Source organism: Pseudomonas sp. 300 (genome assembly GCF_055803035.1).
Window position 1 is genome coordinate 1259443 of the sequence record NZ_JAVLRV010000001.1, and the last position, 15460, is coordinate 1274902.

Genomic DNA, 15460 nt, shown 5'->3' on the forward strand with positions numbered 1-15460 from the left:
TGTTAATTCAGATACTGATTCGCGACAGTTTGATATCGGGTTCCTGGCTGACGCTGAGTTGTTCGACGATTGCATCCTGCAAACGGCTGCACAACAGCGGGTCGGACAACGGTTGATTGTTGGCGTCGGTAATGAAGAACACGTCTTCCACGCGTTCACCGAGCGTGGCGATCTTGGCGTTCTGCAACGACAGGTCGAACTCGAGGAATATCGTGCCGATCCGCGCCAGTAAGCCCGGGCGATCCGGGGCGCTGAGTTCCAGCACCGTCACGGGGCGCTGGGCGTCGTTGTGGATGGTCACCTGCGGTGCAAACGCGAAATGCTTGAGCTGGCGCGGTACGCGACGCTGGATGATCGTCGGGTAATCGTCCGGGTTGCGCAGGGCTTCGGTCAGGCCTTCGCGGATCTGTTTGACCCGTGCCGGGTTATCGCCGATCGAGTCGCCGTCGGTGTCGAGCACGATGTAGGTGTCGAGGGTGAACTGACTGCTGGACGTGATGACCCGGGCGTCGTGAATGTTCAGGTTCAACTGATCCATCGCCGCCACGGTCACGGCAAAGAAGTCGTGCTGGTCCGGTGCGTAGATGAAGATCTGCGTGCCGCCCTCGAACTCGCGCTGGGTGGTTTCCTTGATTAGCACCAGCGGCCCGCCGTCGGCCGGCTGCTGCAGGATCGCGTCGGTGTGCCAGGCCACATCGCCGGCGGTGTGGCGCAGGAAGTAATCATCACCCAATTGCGACCACAATTGTTCGACGTCGTCCGGGTCGTTGCCGCCCCGCACCAGAATATCGAGGGCGGCGCTTTGGGTCTGGCGGATCTGCATTTCGCGATCAACCGGGTTCTCAAGGCCACGGCGCAAGGCGCGCTTGGTCTCGGTGTAGAGCTGGCGCAACAGGCTGGCGCGCCAGGAATTCCACAGCGTCGGGTTGGTCGCGTTGATGTCGGCGACGGTCAGTACGTACAAGTAATCAAGGCGGGTTTCGTCGCCGACGATCTGCGCAAAATCGTGGATCACCTGCGGGTCGGACAAGTCTTTGCGCTGGGCGGTGGTCGACATCACCAGGTGGTTCTGCACCAGCCAGACGATCAGGCGGCTGTCCCAGACCGGCAATTGGTGACGCTGGCAAAAGGCCTCGGCATCCACTGCGCCGATTTCCGAGTGATCGCCATGCCGGCCCTTGCCGATGTCGTGGTACAGCCCGGCCAGGTAGATCAGCTCGGGCTTGGGCAGCTTGCCCATGAGTTTGCTGGCCAGCGGGAATTTTTCCGACACTTGCGTGTACTGCAACTTACGCAGGTGCTTGATTAGGTTCAGGGTGTGTGCGTCGACCGTATAGATGTGAAACAGGTCGTGCTGCATTTGCCCGACAATGAAGCCGAACTCCGGCAAATAACGCCCGAGGATGCCGTAACGGTTCATCCGCCGCAGGTTACGGTGAATGCCGATCTTGCACTTGAACAGTTCGATGAACAGGCTGGTGTTGCGGATATCGTTGCGGAAATCGTCGTCGATCAGGTGCCGGTTTTCCCGCAGCAGACGAATGGTGTCGGCGCGCACGCCTTTGATTTCCGGCTGCTGGGCCATCAGCACGAAGATTTCGAGCATGGCGAACGGTGTGCGGCGGAATACGTTGTCGTTGCGCGCCTCGATGTACCCGTCGTGCAGCTGGAATCGCGAGTTGATCGGCTGCGGCGGCGCTTCATCTTCCGGCGCGAGGATGAGTTCCTCGAAGTGCTGGATGATCAGGTCGCTGAGCTGGGCGATGCTCATGACCACCCGGTAATACTGCTGCATGAAGTTTTCGATGGCTTGTTTGGCGTCATCGCCTTCGAAACCCAGCAGCCCGGCGATTGAGCGCTGGTGGTCGAACAGCAAGCGGTCTTCCGAGCGGCCGGCGAGCATGTGCAGCGCGTAGCGGACTTTCCACAGGAATTCCTGGGATGAAGCCAGCAGGGCGTTTTCGCTCTCGACCAGGAAACCTTCGCCGGCCAGTGCCCGCAGGTTCAGGGTGCCGTATTCGCGACGGGCGACCCACAGAATCGTCTGAATATCCCGTAGTCCACCGGGCGAGCCTTTGACGTTGGGTTCCAGGTTGTATTCGGTGTCGTTGTACTTGTGGTGGCGGGCTTTCTGCTCGGCGCGCTTGGCCAGGAAGAAGTCCTTGCTCGGCCACATGTGCGCGGTGCTGGTGACGTCGAGCATGCGCTGGCGCAAACGCTCGGGGCCGCAGATGGTACGGCTTTCCATCAGGTTGGTGACAACCGTCAAGTCGGCGCGGGCTTCAATGGCGCATTCGTCGACCGAGCGAACGCTCTGACCGACTTCCAGGCCGATGTCCCACAACAACGTCAGAAAACGCTCGATGGAGTCGCGGAAAACTTCGTGGTCGGCGCTGTCCAGCAGGATCAGCAGGTCGATATCGGAGAAAGGATGCAACTCACCACGACCGTAGCCGCCGACCGCGACCAGCGCGATGTCGGCGTCTTCGCTCCAGTTGAACTGCTCCCAGGCCTTTTGCAGGATGTTATCGACGAACCACGCGCGATCCTCGATCAGCCGGCGAATCTCCCGGCCGCTGCGAAAGCGTCCGTCAAGGACCTCGCGAGCCTGGCGGATCGCCTTCTTGAAGGCCGCGATCGGGCTGGCCTTCAGGGCCAGTTCAGCCTGGAACTGGCCACGGTCGAAGAGTTCGGGATCCACCTGCGGCATCGATTGGCTTTCCTTTCTATAAGGCTGAGAGCTGTGCGGAGCGGATCAGGCCGAAACGCGCGGGATGGTGTCGTCGCTGCGCAGGGTGAAGATCTCATAACCGGTGTCGGTCACCACCAGGGTGTGTTCCCACTGGGCCGAGAGCTTGCGGTCCTTGGTGATCGCGGTCCAGCCATCGCCCAGCACCTTGGTGTCGGCCTTGCCCTGGTTGATCATCGGCTCGATGGTGAAGGTCATGCCCGCTTTCAGCTCCATGCCGGTGCCGGCGCGGCCGTAGTGCAGGATCTGCGGCTCTTCGTGAAACACCTTGCCAATGCCGTGGCCGCAGAACTCGCGAACCACCGAGAAACCGTTCTTTTCGGCATGCTTCTGGATCACTTCACCGATGTCGCCCAAGCGGCAGCCGGGTTTGACGATTTCGATGGCCTTGTACATGCATTCCTGTGTCACTTGCGACAGGCGCTCGGCCCAGACCGGCACGGTGCCGACGTGGAACATGCGGCTGGTGTCGCCGTGGTAACCGTCCTTGATGACAGTGACGTCGATGTTCAGCGTGTCGCCATCCTTCAGCGGCTTCTCGTTCGGGATACCGTGGCAGACCACGTGGTTGATCGAGGTGCAGATCGACTTCGGGTAGCCTTTGTAGTTGAGCGGGGCGGGGATGGCCTGCTGCACGTTGACGATATAGTCGTGGCAGATGCGGTCCAGCTCTTCGGTGGTGATGCCTGGCTTGACATGTTCAGCAATCATTTCAAGCACATCGGCGGCCAGTTTGCCGGCGACACGCATTTTTGCGATGTCATCCGGGGTTTTGAGGGTGACGGTCATACAGGCTCTCTCTGCGCTCGATGGCGCTTGTCAAAACGGAATGGGCAGTGTGCGATCAATCTTCGCCGCCCTGAAAAACGCGATTCTAACAGACGAGCAGCGTAAATCTGAGCCTCTGTACATCGCTTCTCTCTATAGATAGGCGCATTCTTGAGCGATTCCAAGGGTGCGGATAAAGGCACGCGTCAGGAATTGAGAATCCGGGTTCCGTTTTTTACAGCCTTGTGATATAAAATGCGCCGCTTTCCGGGGATACCCCGAAAGGCTTAAATCCACACACGTGTCGACACGATGACCTGGGTGCCTTCAGCTGATGCTGCTGGTTGGTCATTGGGATACGTGGAGGCCAAACCCGACTTATTAAGGAACTATCATGTCCCAAGTCAACATGCGCGATATGCTGAAGGCCGGTGTGCACTTCGGTCACCAAACCCGTTACTGGAACCCGAAAATGGGTAAATACATTTTCGGCGCGCGTAACAAGATCCACATCATCAACCTTGAAAAAACCCTGCCAATGTTCAACGAAGCTCTGACTTTCGTAGAGCGTCTGGCCCAGGGCAAAAACAAGATTCTGTTCGTCGGCACCAAGCGTTCCGCTGGCAAGATCGTTGCTGAAGAAGCAGCACGTTGCGGTTCGCCGTACGTCGATCACCGCTGGTTGGGCGGCATGCTGACCAACTTCAAAACCATCCGTGCTTCCATCAAGCGTCTGCGTGACCTTGAAGTACAAGCCGAAGACGGTACTTTCGCCAAGCTGACCAAGAAAGAAGCGCTGATGCGCACTCGTGATCTTGAGAAGCTCGATCGTTCCCTGGGTGGTATCAAGGACATGGGCGGTCTGCCAGACGCTCTGTTCGTTATCGACGTTGATCACGAGCGCATCGCGATCACCGAAGCCAACAAGCTGGGCATCCCGGTTATCGGCGTAGTCGATACCAACAGCAGCCCGGAAGGCGTTGACTACATCATCCCAGGCAACGATGACGCAATCCGCGCTATCCAGCTGTACATGGGTTCGATGGCTGACGCTGTAATCCGCGGTCGCAACCACGTTGCTGGCGGCACCGAGCAGTTCGTTGAAGAAGCTCCGGCAGCTGCAGCTGAGTAATTGACGCCTTGGCGTTGACTCAGTAAGCAAAAAGGGGGCTTGGCCCCCTTTTTGCCACCTCGAAAACCATTTGTCTGGTGGCGCAATTACAGCGTTTGTAACTTGCAGCTGCTAACAAGGGTGGTTCGGGAAGAATTGAACGCCCGTTCGATCGGGTGGAATGGTTGAAAACCTATCCAAGAGGAATTTTGAAATGGCAGAGATTACTGCAGCGTTGGTCAAAGAACTGCGCGAGCGTACTGGCGAAGGCATGATGGACTGCAAAAAGGCCTTGACCAAGGCTGGCGGCGACATCGAAAAAGCCATTGATGACATGCGTGCTTCCGGCGCCATCAAGGCTGCCAAGAAAGCAGGCAACGTGGCTGCTGAAGGCGCTATCGCTCTGAAAGAAGACGGTAAGTCCGCTGTTCTGCTGGAAGTGAACTCGCAGACCGACTTCCTGGCTCTGCAGGACGACTTCAAGGCATTTGTTGCTGCCAGCATTGAAAAGGCGTTTGCCGACAAGCTGACTGACGTCGCTCCGCTGATCGAAGCTCAAGAAGCTGCTCGCCTGGTACTGGTCGGCAAGGTTGGCGAAAACGTCAACATCCGTCGCCTGGCACGCGTTGAAGGTGACGTTGTTGGTGGTTACCTGCACGGTAACAAGATCGGTGTTGTGGTTGCCCTTAAAGGCGGCAGCGTTGAGCTGGCCAAAGACATCGCGATGCACGTAGCGGCCAGCAACCCTGAGTTCCTGCTGCCATCGGAAGTTTCTGCTGAAGCTATCGAGCGCGAAAAAGCCGTGTTCCTGCAGCTGAACGAAGAAAAAATCAAAGGCAAGCCAGAAAACATTGTTGAAAACATGGTCAAAGGCCGTATCAGCAAGTTCCTGGCTGAAGCAAGCCTGGTTGAGCAGGCGTTCGTCAAGAACCCTGAAATCAAGGTTGGCGAACTGGCCAAGAAAGCCGGTGCTGAAATCGTTTCTTTCACCTACTTCAAAGTAGGCGAAGGCATCGAGAAGCCGGTCGACAACTTCGCTGAAGAAGTTGCTGCCCAGCTGGCTGCCGCCAAGCAATAAGACGGTTTTTAACTGTCGCCCTGAAGAGGCTGCCCGCTTACGCGCGCAGCCTCTTTTCAGATGGGGCACCAATTTTTATTGGTTTCCCTTTGGAACTGGCTTACAAAGCCATGTTCCGATGGCGCTGAAGCAGCGCCAAGCTAGAGTGAACGCCAGCTGTAAACAGCTCGCAAAGAACTTTTAAAATACGCCGCAGGAGAGATTCGCAATGGCTCAGCAGGGCAGTGGTTATCAGGCTCGCTATAAACGCATTCTACTCAAGCTTAGCGGCGAGGCCCTGATGGGCTCGGAAGAGTTCGGGATCGATCCGAAAGTTCTGGACCGCATGGCGCTGGAAGTCGGCCAACTGGTCGGCATCGGCGTTCAGGTCGGTCTGGTGATCGGCGGCGGCAACCTGTTCCGTGGTGCAGCGCTGAGCGCGGCCGGCATGGATCGAGTCACCGGCGACCACATGGGCATGCTGGCCACCGTGATGAATGCCTTGGCCATGCGCGACGCGCTGGAACGTGCCAATATCTCGGCCATCGTGATGTCGGCGATTTCCATGGTTGGCGTGACTGATCACTATGATCGCCGCAAAGCCATGCGCCACCTGAATGCCAAGGAAGTCGTGATCTTCGCGGCCGGTACCGGCAATCCGTTCTTCACCACGGATTCGGCGGCCTGCCTGCGAGCAATCGAAATCGATGCCGATGTCGTGCTCAAGGCGACCAAGGTCGATGGCGTGTACACCGCTGACCCGTTCAAAGACCCGCATGCCGAGAAGTTCGATCATCTGACCTACGATGAAGTACTGGATCGCAAGCTGGGTGTGATGGACTTGACGGCCATTTGCCTGTGTCGCGACCACAAGATGCCGTTGCGCGTATTTAACATGAACAAGCCCGGCGCCCTGCTGAACATCGTGCATGGCGGCGCTGAAGGGACCCTGATCGAGGAAGGCCAACAATGATCAACGAAATCAAGAAAGACGCTCAAGAGCGCATGAAAAAATCCGTGGAGTCGCTGGCGCACAACTTCGGCCGTATTCGTACTGGCCAGGCGCACCCAAGCATTCTGGAAGGCGTGATGGTGCCGTATTACGGTTCCGACACTCCGATCAAGCAGGTAGCGAACATCACCGTCAAAGACGCCCGTACCCTGCAAGTTGTTGCCTTTGAGCGCAATATGCTCGGTGCCGTCGACAAAGCCATCGGTAGCGCGGGTCTGAACCTCAACCCGACCAACCTGGGTGAGCTGCTGCTGATCTCCATGCCGGCCCTGACCGAAGAAACCCGTAAGGGCTTCACCAAGCAGGCTCGCGATGTTGCTGAAGACGCCCGTGTTGCCGTGCGCAACATCCGTCGTGATGCGAACAGCCAGCTCAAGGATCTGGTCAAGGAAAAAGAAATCAGTGAAGACGAAGAGCGTCGCGCCACTGGCGAAATTGATGATCTGACCAAAAAGTACGTGGCTGAAATCGACGCGAATTTGGCGCAGAAAGAAAAAGACCTGATGGCCGTATAAGGGTCGCGTTTTCATGGAAAAGACCAAGCAGACTGTGCCGTCCGCGGTGCCGCGCCATGTCGCGATCATCATGGATGGTAATAATCGCTGGGCGAAAAAACGCTTTATGCCGGGTGTCGCCGGGCATAAAGCGGGTGTGGATGCGGTTCGTGCAGTGATCGAGGTGTGTGCCGAGGCCAAGGTTGAGGTATTGACCCTGTTTGCCTTCTCCAGCGAGAACTGGCAGCGTCCGGCCGATGAAGTCAGCGCCTTGATGGACCTGTTCTTCAAGGCGTTGCGTCGTGAGGCCAAGCGCCTCAACGACAACAACATCAGTCTGCGCATCATTGGTGATCGTTCGCGCTTCCATCCAGAGCTTCAGGCTGCGATGCGTGAGGCGGAAGCGATGACCGCGGGTGCCAATCGTTTCGTCCTGCAGATCGCCGCCAACTACGGCGGTCAGTGGGATATCGCGCAAGCCGCGCAGCGTCTGGCGCGGGAAGTTCAGGCCGGCCATCTGCGTCCGGAGGACATCACCCCGGAACTGTTGCAAACCTGCCTGGCCACGGGCGATCTGCCGCTGCCGGACTTGTGCATCCGTACCGGTGGCGAGCACCGCATCAGCAACTTCCTGCTGTGGCAACTGGCTTATGCCGAGTTGTATTTCTCCGACCTGTTCTGGCCGGACTTCAAACACGATGCCATGCGTACCGCGCTGGCCGATTTCGCTTCTCGCCAGCGCCGCTTCGGTAAAACGAGCGAGCAGGTCGAGGCTGGAGCCCGGGTTTAATGCTCAAACAACGAATCATCACCGCGCTGATCCTGCTACCGATCGCCTTATGCGGGTTTTTCCTGCTCGAAGGCTCCGGTTTTGCGCTGTTCATCGGGCTGGTCGTGACCCTCGGTGCCTGGGAATGGGCGCGTCTGGCGGGCTTCAATGAGCAACCGATCCGCGTTGCCTATGCGGCAGTGGTCGCGTTGATGCTGTTTGTCATGCACATTCTGCCGGGGCTGGCACCTTGGGTGCTGGGCGCTTCGGTGCTGTGGTGGGGGGTGGCGACGTATCTGGTGCTGACGTACCCGCGCTCCAGTGCGCACTGGTCCAGTGCCGCCTGCAAACTGGTGATCGGTCTGTTGATCCTGTTGCCGGCCTGGCAAGGTCTGGTCCAGATCAAGCAGGAACCCTTGGGTAACTGGTTGATCATGGCGGTCATGGTTCTGGTCTGGGGCGCCGACATCGGTGCTTACTTTTCCGGTCGGGCCTTCGGCAAGCGCAAGCTGGCGCCGCAGGTCAGTCCTGGCAAAAGCTGGGAGGGCGTCTATGGCGGCCTTGCGCTGAGCCTGGTGATAACCGCCATCGTCGGTTTCGTGCGTGACTGGAGTTTCGCCCAGATGCTGATGGGTCTGATCGGTGCCGCAGTGATCGTCTTCATTTCGGTGGTGGGAGACCTCACTGAAAGCATGTTCAAGCGCCAGTCCGGGATCAAGGACAGTAGCAATCTGCTGCCAGGCCATGGGGGTGTGCTCGATCGCATCGACAGCCTTACAGCCGCGATCCCGGTGTTTGCGGTGTTGCTGTGGATGGCAGCACCGTGAGCCGTCCACAACAGATTACCGTTCTGGGGGCTACCGGTTCGATCGGACTGAGCACGCTCGACGTCATTGCCCGTCATCCCGAGCGTTATCAGGTGTTCGCCTTGAGTGGTTTCACTCGTCTGAGTGAGTTGTTAGCGTTGTGTGTGCGTCATGCGCCACGGTTCGCCGTTGTGCCAGAGCAGGGCGCTGCCCGAGGCTTGCAGGACGATTTGCGTGCGGCAGGGCTGTCGACCCGTGTACTGGTGGGGGAAGAGGGGCTGTGTCAGGTCGCCGCCGACCCTGAGGTCGATGCCGTCATGGCGGCCATCGTCGGTGCGGCGGGCCTTCGCCCAACGCTGGCAGCGGTCGAGGCCGGCAAGAAAATACTCTTGGCCAACAAAGAAGCACTGGTGATGTCCGGTGCGTTATTCATGCAGGCCGTACGTAAAAGCGGTTCAGTGTTGCTGCCGATCGACAGCGAGCACAACGCGATTTTCCAGTGCCTACCGCAGGATTTCGCTCGCGGACTGAGTGCGGTCGGTGTCCGTCGGATTTTGCTGACAGCTTCGGGCGGTCCTTTCCGACAGACGCCTATGGCTGAACTGGTGCATGTAACCCCGGATCAAGCGTGTGCCCATCCGAACTGGTCCATGGGGCGCAAGATTTCGGTGGATTCGGCCAGCATGATGAACAAAGGCCTTGAGCTGATCGAAGCCTGCTGGCTGTTTGATGCCAAGCCGTCGCAGGTCGAAGTGGTGATTCACCCACAGAGCGTGATTCATTCGCTTGTCGATTACATCGATGGTTCGGTCCTGGCTCAACTGGGCAACCCCGACATGCGCACGCCTATCGCCAATGCGCTGGCCTGGCCGGAGCGTATCGATTCGGGTGTCGCACCGCTGGATCTGTTTGCCATTGCGCGTCTGGATTTCCAGGCCCCCGATGAGGAGCGTTTCCCATGCCTGCGCCTTGCGCGTCAGGCCGCAGAGGCTGGCAATAGCGCGCCAGCCATGCTCAATGCGGCGAATGAAGTGGCGGTCGCGGCCTTTCTCGACGGGCGGGTTCGCTATCTGGAAATCGCGAGTATCATCGAAGAAGTCTTGAATCTCGAACCCGTGGTTGAGGTGGATGATCTCGAGGCGGTGTTCACGGCTGACGCGAAAGCGCGAGTACTGGCCGGGCAGTGGTTGAGTCGTCACGGGCGGTAGTGCTGCAATACGTTGGCCCATGCAGCACCGGATAAGATTGCGGAGAAAGTAAATGAGCGCGCTCTATATGATTGTCGGCACCCTGGTAGCCCTGGGCGTGCTGGTCACCTTCCACGAGTTCGGCCATTTCTGGGTCGCACGTCGCTGTGGGGTCAAAGTGCTGCGTTTCTCCGTGGGCTTCGGTATGCCGTTGCTGCGTTGGCACGACAAGAAAGGCACTGAGTTCGTGGTTGCCGCTATCCCGCTGGGTGGCTACGTGAAAATGCTCGACGAGCGCGAAGGCGAAGTGCCGGCCGATCAGCTCGATCAATCCTTCAATCGCAAATCCGTCCGTCAGCGCATTGCTATCGTGTCGGCGGGGCCGATTGCCAACTTCTTGCTGGCGATGATTTTTTTCTGGGTGCTCGCCATGCTCGGCAGCGAGCAGGTGCGCCCGGTCATTGGTGCTGTTGAATCCGGCAGTATCGCCGCCAAGGCAGGTTTGAGTCCGGGTCAGGAAATTGTTGCCATTGATGGTGAGCCCACTTCGGGCTGGGGGGCAGTGAATCTGCAACTGGTTCGGCGTCTCGGCGAGAGCGGTTCCCTTCAGGTGCAGGTCCGCGAGCAGGGCTCCACAGCAGATTCACCGCGTGAGCTGGTGCTGGATAAATGGCTCAAGGGTGCGGACGAACCGGATCCGATACGCTCGCTGGGTATCCGTCCTTGGCGTCCGGCATTGCCGCCGGTTCTGGCAGAGCTCGATCCAAAGGGCCCGGCACAGGCTGCGGGCCTGAAAACCGGCGATCGGTTGTTGGCCCTGGATGGCAAGCCTCTGGATGACTGGCAGCAGGTGGTCGATATCGTCCGTATGCATCCGGATACCAAAATCCTGCTGCGCGTCGAGCGCGATGGTGCTCAAATCGACGTCCCTGTGACGCTCGCTGCTCGCGGCGAGAAAAAATCGCCCGGTGGTTATCTCGGCGCCGGGGTGAAAGCAATCGATTGGCCGCCGGAGATGATTCGCGAGGTCAGTTACGGTCCTTTGGCCGCGATTGGCGAGGGGGCTCGACGCACCTGGACCATGAGCGTACTGACCCTCGATTCGCTCAAGAAAATGTTGTTCGGCGAGCTCTCGGTAAAAAACTTGAGTGGACCGATAACCATTGCTAAAGTGGCGGGCGCTTCTGCCCAGTCGGGCGTCGCTGATTTCCTGAATTTCCTTGCTTATCTGAGTATTAGCCTGGGAGTTCTGAATTTGTTGCCCATTCCTGTACTGGATGGGGGGCATTTGTTGTTTTATCTGATCGAGTGGGTGCGTGGTCGCCCCTTGTCGGATCGGGTGCAGGGTTGGGGGATACAGATCGGCATCAGTTTGGTGGTCGGGGTGATGTTGCTCGCTCTGGTCAATGATTTGGGTCGTCTGTAACACTTCGCTGAATTGCGAATCTGCCGCATTTTGCGGCAGTTTGTTTATTGCCAGTTGGAATAAGAAAGGACTTCATGAAACGTCTGCTGCTAACTGCGGTTCTCACCGTATTGATGATCGCCGAAGTTCACGCCGAGTCCTTCACTATCTCTGATATTCGCGTCAATGGCCTCCAGCGGGTCTCCGCGGGTAGCGTCTTTGGTGCCTTGCCGTTGAACGTCGGTGAACAGGCGGATGATCGTCGCCTGGTGGAATCCACTCGTGCGCTGTTCAAAACCGGGTTCTTTCAAGATATCCAGCTGGGCCGTGATGGCAACGTCCTGGTCATCACGGTAGTCGAGCGTCCGTCCGTCGCCAGTATCGAGATCGAGGGTAACAAGGCGATCTCCACTGAAGACCTGATGAAGGGCCTCAAACAATCCGGTCTGGCCGAAGGCGAGATCTTCCAGCGCGCCACCCTCGAAGGTGTTCGCAACGAGCTGCAGCGCCAATACGTCGCTCAGGGTCGCTACTCGGCTACCGTCGACACCGAAGTGGTGCCGCAGCCGCGTAACCGTGTCGGCCTGAAGGTCAATATCAACGAAGGCACCGTCGCGGCTATCCAGCACATCAACGTGGTGGGGAACACGGTCTTCCCCGATGAAGACCTGATCGACCTGTTCGAACTCAAGACCACCAACTGGCTGTCGTTCTTCAAGAACGACGACAAATACGCTCGTGAAAAGCTTTCCGGTGACCTGGAACGTCTGCGTTCCTACTACCTGGACCGCGGCTATATCAACATGGATATCGCTTCGACCCAGGTATCGATTACCCCGGACAAGAAACACGTCTACATCACCGTCAACGTCAACGAAGGCGAGAAGTACACCGTTCGTGACGTCAAACTGAGCGGCGACCTGAAAGTTCCTGAGGACCAGGTCAAGTCCTTGTTGCTGGTGCAGAAAGGCCAGGTGTTCTCGCGCAAGCTGATGACCACCACGTCCGAACTGATCACCCGTCGTCTGGGTAACGAGGGTTACACCTTCGCCAACGTCAACGGCGTGCCTCAGCCGCACGATGAAGACCACACTGTCGATATCACTTTCGCAGTCGATCCGGGCAAACGTGCTTACGTGAACCGCATCAACTTCCGTGGCAACACCAAGTCCGAAGACGAAGTTCTGCGCCGTGAAATGCGTCAGATGGAAGGCGGCTGGGCTTCGACTTACCTGATCGACCAATCCAAGACCCGTCTCGAACGTCTGGGCTTCTTCAAGGAAGTCAACGTCGAAACCCCGGCTGTACCGGGTGTCGATGACCAGGTTGACGTGAATTACAGCGTTGAAGAACAAGCGTCCGGTTCGATTACCGCCAGTGTCGGCTTTGCACAGAGTGCCGGTCTGATCCTCGGTGGTTCGATCACCCAGAACAACTTCCTCGGTACCGGTAACAAGGTCAGCATTGGCTTGACCCGCAGTGAATACCAGAGCCGCTATAACTTCGGTTATGTCGACCCGTACTGGACTGCTGACGGTGTGAGCCTGGGTTACAACGCGTTCTATCGCACTACTGACTACAAAGACCTCGATGTCGACGTAGCAAGCTATGCCGTAGATAGCCTGGGTGCTGGCGTGAGCGTCGGCTACCCGATCAGCGAGACTTCGCGTCTGACCTTCGGCCTGACTGCGCAACAAGACAAGATCAAGACAGGTGTGTACACCGTTGACGAGATCTTCGACTTCGTTAACAAGGAAGGCGACAACTACCTGAACTTCAAGGCTTCGGCTGGTTGGTCCGAGTCGACCCTGAACAAGGGCGTGCTGGCGACCCGTGGTCATTCGCAAAGCCTGGTGCTGGAAACCACAACGCCGGGTAGCGACCTGTCGTTCTTCAAGCTCGACTACCGTGGCCAGTTGTTCCAGCCGTTGTCCGAAAACTACACCATGCGTCTGCATACCGAACTGGGTTATGGCGACGGCTACGGTTCGACCGATGGCTTGCCGTTCTATGAAAACTACTATGCTGGTGGTTTCAACTCGGTTCGTGGCTTCAAGGACAGCACCCTGGGTCCTCGCAGTACTCCGAGCCGCGGCACCAACCCGGGTACGGCGCTTGATCCGGACCAGGATCCGCTGCCGTTCGGTGGTAACGTCCTGATCCAGGGCGGGGTAGAGGTTCTGTTCCCTCTGCCGTTCGTCAAGGATCAACGCTCCCTGCGTACTTCGGTATTCTGGGATGTGGGTAACGTTTTCGACTCGACGTGCAAAGAAACCACCAACGCGAACGGTTCGTCGTCCAACACCAAGTGCAACGACATCAGCTTGAGCAACATGGCCAGCTCTGTCGGTGTGGGTGTGACGTGGGTCACCGCACTGGGTCCTCTGAGTTTCGCGTTGGCCATGCCGATCAAGAAACCGGATGAGGCTGAAACTCAAGTGTTCCAATTCTCCCTCGGCCAGACGTTCTAAGCGTCTGACCCAAGATAACGACAATGGATTTTGTAGGAGTGCATCGTGCGTAAGTTGACTCAATTGGTTCTCCTGGCGACCGTACTGGTAGCCGGTCCGGCTTTTGCCGACATGAAAATCGCCGTTCTGAACTATCAAATGGCTTTGCTGGAATCCGACGCGGCCAAGAAGTACGCCGTGGATGCCGAGAAGAAGTTCGGCCCGCAGCTGACCAAGCTCAAGACGCTGGAAAGCAGTGCCAAGGGCATCCAGGACCGTCTGATGGCTGGCGGCGACAAGATGCAGCAAGGCGAGCGTGAGCGTCTGGAGCTTGAATTCAAGCAAAAGGCCCGTGACTTCCAGTTCCAGTCCAAGGAATTGAACGAAGCCAAAGCCGTTGCCGACCGTGAAATGCTGAAGCAGCTCAAGCCGAAACTGGACAGCGCTGTGGAAGAAGTCATCAAGAAAGGTGCTTTTGACCTGGTCTTCGAGCGTGGCGCAGTGATTGATGTCAAACCTCAGTACGACATCACTCGCCAGGTTATCGAGCGCATGAATCAGCTGAAGTAATCCATGACAGCGACCATAAAACTCGGCCAGTTGGCCGAGTTCCTCGGCGCCACTCTACGTGGCGACCCGGAGAAGGAAATTACTGGGCTAGCCACTTTGCAAGAGGCTGGCCCAGCTCAGTTGAGCTTTCTGGCAAATCCTCAGTACCGCAAATACCTGGCTGACAGCCGGGCTGCAGCGTTGTTGCTGAAAGCCGCTGATGCTGAAGGTTTTGCCGGGAATGTATTGGTAGTGCCTGATCCCTACGCCGCCTACGCGCGTGTTTCCCACCTGTTCGATCCCAAGCCCAAGGCGGCTGCCGGCATTCATCCGACTGCAGTGATTGCAGCGGACGCGGTGGTTGATCCAGCGGCGAGCGTCGGTGCCTTTGTGGTCATCGAGAGCGGGGCGCGAATTGATGCCGGGACGACCATCGGCGCGCACTGCTTCATTGGCGCCCGTAGTGTCATTGGCGAAGGTGGCTGGCTCGCACCGCGCGTCACCCTGTATCACGACGTGCGCATCGGTAAGCGGGTGGTGATTCAATCCGGTGCCGTTCTGGGTGGAGAAGGCTTCGGCTTTGCCAACGAGAAAGGCATCTGGCAGAAAATCGCCCAGATCGGTGGCGTTCTGGTCGGTGACGATGTGGAGATTGGCGTGAATACTGCCATCGACCGCGGCGCACTGGCCGATACCGTTCTTGGCAATGGCGTGAAGCTCGACAATCAGATTCAGATTGCCCACAACGTCCAGGTCGGTGATCACACCGCCATGGCCGCGTGCGTGGGCATTTCCGGCAGCACCAAAATCGGCAAGCATTGCATGCTCGCCGGTGGCGTAGGGCTGGTGGGGCATATCGAAATTTGCGACAAGGTTTTCATTACCGGGATGACCATGGTGACTCACTCGATTACCGAGCCGGGCTCCTATTCTTCCGGTACGGCCATGCAACCGGCTGCCGAATGGCGCAAAAGCGCGGCACGTATCCGTCAGCTCGATGACATCGCGCGGCGGCTGCGACAGCTGGAAAAGCGAACAGGGGAAGTGACCCCTGACGGTAATGCTTCATCAGATGGCTGATACCATTTCCATATCAAGTGTGC

At 57.9% G+C, this 15460-nt stretch carries 13 protein-coding genes; 11 read left to right on the forward strand and 2 right to left on the reverse strand.

Annotated features, from left to right (window positions below):
- Positions 1-7 precede the first annotated feature (7 nt).
- Positions 8-2710, reverse strand: coding sequence for a [protein-PII] uridylyltransferase (locus Q7W83_RS05765; RefSeq protein ID WP_150630817.1), 2703 nt, complete (start codon positions 2708-2710; stop codon positions 8-10).
- Positions 2711-2755: 45 nt separating this feature from the next.
- Complete coding sequence (gene map, locus Q7W83_RS05770) at positions 2756-3538, reverse strand: type I methionyl aminopeptidase (protein WP_473655777.1); 783 nt, start codon at positions 3536-3538, stop codon at positions 2756-2758.
- A gap of 373 nt (positions 3539-3911) precedes the next feature.
- Here map and rpsB point away from each other — a divergent pair, with 373 nt between their 5' ends.
- The 11 genes from rpsB to lpxD all read left to right on the forward strand — a co-directional run bounded on the left by rpsB (position 3912) and on the right by lpxD (position 15437).
- Positions 3912-4649 carry a 30S ribosomal protein S2 gene (gene rpsB, locus Q7W83_RS05775; protein WP_007907989.1) on the forward strand — a complete coding sequence of 246 codons (738 nt, stop codon included), beginning with the start codon at positions 3912-3914 and terminating at the stop codon, positions 4647-4649.
- A gap of 193 nt (positions 4650-4842) precedes the next feature.
- Complete coding sequence (gene tsf / locus Q7W83_RS05780; protein WP_150630815.1) at positions 4843-5706, forward strand: translation elongation factor Ts; 864 nt, start codon at positions 4843-4845, stop codon at positions 5704-5706.
- A gap of 208 nt (positions 5707-5914) precedes the next feature.
- Positions 5915-6658 carry a UMP kinase gene (gene pyrH, locus Q7W83_RS05785; RefSeq protein WP_003172271.1) on the forward strand — a complete coding sequence of 248 codons (744 nt, stop codon included), beginning with the start codon at positions 5915-5917 and terminating at the stop codon, positions 6656-6658.
- A complete protein-coding gene (gene frr, locus Q7W83_RS05790) occupies positions 6655-7212 on the forward strand; it encodes a ribosome recycling factor (RefSeq protein ID WP_007907979.1) in 558 nt (185 codons plus the stop codon). Before pyrH ends, frr begins: the two co-directional genes overlap by 4 nt.
- 13 nt (positions 7213-7225) lie before the next feature.
- On the forward strand, positions 7226-7981 hold the full coding sequence (gene uppS / locus Q7W83_RS05795; protein ID WP_150630814.1) for a polyprenyl diphosphate synthase: 756 nt from the start codon (positions 7226-7228) through the stop codon (positions 7979-7981).
- Positions 7981-8787, forward strand: coding sequence for a phosphatidate cytidylyltransferase (locus Q7W83_RS05800; protein WP_150638902.1), 807 nt, complete (start codon positions 7981-7983; stop codon positions 8785-8787). Before uppS ends, Q7W83_RS05800 begins: the two co-directional genes overlap by 1 nt.
- A complete protein-coding gene (gene ispC, locus Q7W83_RS05805; RefSeq protein WP_150653691.1) occupies positions 8784-9974 on the forward strand; it encodes a 1-deoxy-D-xylulose-5-phosphate reductoisomerase in 1191 nt (396 codons plus the stop codon). The genes Q7W83_RS05800 and ispC overlap by 4 nt, the downstream gene beginning before the upstream one ends.
- 52 nt (positions 9975-10026) lie before the next feature.
- Positions 10027-11379: a sigma E protease regulator RseP gene (gene rseP, locus Q7W83_RS05810; protein WP_150630811.1), complete on the forward strand. Its 1353-nt coding sequence runs from the start codon at positions 10027-10029 to the stop codon at positions 11377-11379.
- Between the two features lie 74 nt (positions 11380-11453).
- Positions 11454-13829: an outer membrane protein assembly factor BamA gene (bamA, locus tag Q7W83_RS05815; protein WP_473655778.1), complete on the forward strand. Its 2376-nt coding sequence runs from the start codon at positions 11454-11456 to the stop codon at positions 13827-13829.
- Positions 13830-13874: 45 nt separating this feature from the next.
- Positions 13875-14378, forward strand: a complete 504-nt coding sequence (locus Q7W83_RS05820) for an OmpH/Skp family outer membrane protein (RefSeq protein ID WP_008028980.1) — start codon at positions 13875-13877, stop codon at positions 14376-14378.
- Positions 14379-14381: 3 nt separating this feature from the next.
- A complete protein-coding gene (gene lpxD, locus Q7W83_RS05825) occupies positions 14382-15437 on the forward strand; it encodes a UDP-3-O-(3-hydroxymyristoyl)glucosamine N-acyltransferase (RefSeq protein WP_150630809.1) in 1056 nt (351 codons plus the stop codon).
- The last annotated feature ends 23 nt before the right edge of the window (positions 15438-15460 follow it).

Bases quoted from the DNA above. Each gene is read 5' to 3' on its own strand.
- Q7W83_RS05765 (WP_150630817.1), bottom strand. From the start codon at position 2,710: ATGCCGCAGGTGGATCCCGAACTCTTCGACCGTGGCCAGTTCCAGGCT.
- map (WP_473655777.1), bottom strand. From the start codon at position 3,538: ATGACCGTCACCCTCAAAACCCCGGATGACATCGCAAAAATGCGTGTC.
- rpsB (WP_007907989.1), top strand. From the start codon at position 3,912: ATGTCCCAAGTCAACATGCGCGATATGCTGAAGGCCGGTGTGCACTTC.
- tsf (WP_150630815.1), top strand. From the start codon at position 4,843: ATGGCAGAGATTACTGCAGCGTTGGTCAAAGAACTGCGCGAGCGTACT.
- pyrH (WP_003172271.1), top strand. From the start codon at position 5,915: ATGGCTCAGCAGGGCAGTGGTTATCAGGCTCGCTATAAACGCATTCTA.
- frr (WP_007907979.1), top strand. From the start codon at position 6,655: ATGATCAACGAAATCAAGAAAGACGCTCAAGAGCGCATGAAAAAATCC.
- uppS (WP_150630814.1), top strand. From the start codon at position 7,226: ATGGAAAAGACCAAGCAGACTGTGCCGTCCGCGGTGCCGCGCCATGTC.
- Q7W83_RS05800 (WP_150638902.1), top strand. From the start codon at position 7,981: ATGCTCAAACAACGAATCATCACCGCGCTGATCCTGCTACCGATCGCC.
- rseP (WP_150630811.1), top strand. From the start codon at position 10,027: ATGAGCGCGCTCTATATGATTGTCGGCACCCTGGTAGCCCTGGGCGTG.
- bamA (WP_473655778.1), top strand. From the start codon at position 11,454: ATGAAACGTCTGCTGCTAACTGCGGTTCTCACCGTATTGATGATCGCC.
- lpxD (WP_150630809.1), top strand. From the start codon at position 14,382: ATGACAGCGACCATAAAACTCGGCCAGTTGGCCGAGTTCCTCGGCGCC.